General features: G+C 61.7%; 1 protein-coding gene. It reads left to right on the top strand.

From position 1 onward, the window contains the following. The coding region (locus tag EU800_RS26160; protein ID WP_207210023.1) for a hypothetical protein at nt 1-472 on the top strand (472 nt) is incomplete at its 5' end. Between the last annotated feature and the right edge of the window lie 191 nt (nt 473-663).

Here is a 663-nt window from a genome sequence, read left to right as displayed (position 1 = left end):
GCATGGAAATGTCGGGTGCGTGACGGTGGGCGTGGCGCGCATTGGATCATCACTGGGTAGCTCGCCTCGGCAGGTCTCAGGCGGCACGCGTCACGGCTATTTCGCGCTGAGCGGTGCCACGGGCCGCGCGGTGCTGGAGAACGCTCTGATCGGCGAGGGGCTTGCGACTGCAAATACTACGGCAGCTGAGATCACCGGCATGCTAAGCGGGATGGCCGCCTTGCTGCGTCAATACCGCAGCAAGGCGGACGGCAGCGCCGTCTCACAAGCGGAGAACTGGTCTACGCATAACTGCGCCGAAAGCAATCTTGCCCTCTACCTGTTCAGGTTAGGCAAGGACATGGGCAAGATCACTATCGCATCTTACGAACAGAATGGCTCGACAATCGATTACAAGCCCCTGTGCCGTAACTGTCGGCAATGGGTCCGGCAGCACTTCAATGTACTGGACGATTTCAACGCGCACACCTAATCCTGCGCTGCGCGGTGCGCCGCTCCCAAAATACGAAGAGGATCTCGCCCCCCGGCGGCGCACCTATACGGCTGTGCGGTTTCGGCTCTTGGAGTGTGTCGCCAGCACGGACGGCCGGATCACGCGTGACTGCTCACAATGGGACGGTCCGGCCCCTGACGGCAAATTGGGGATGAGCCGGGTGCTGGCGA

The organism is Tropicimonas sp. IMCC6043 (assembly GCF_004146235.1).
GTDB lineage: Bacteria > Pseudomonadota > Alphaproteobacteria > Rhodobacterales > Rhodobacteraceae > Tropicimonas.
Note: the sequence above shows the minus strand (reverse complement) of the source record. Positions and strands in the feature narration are given on the sequence as shown.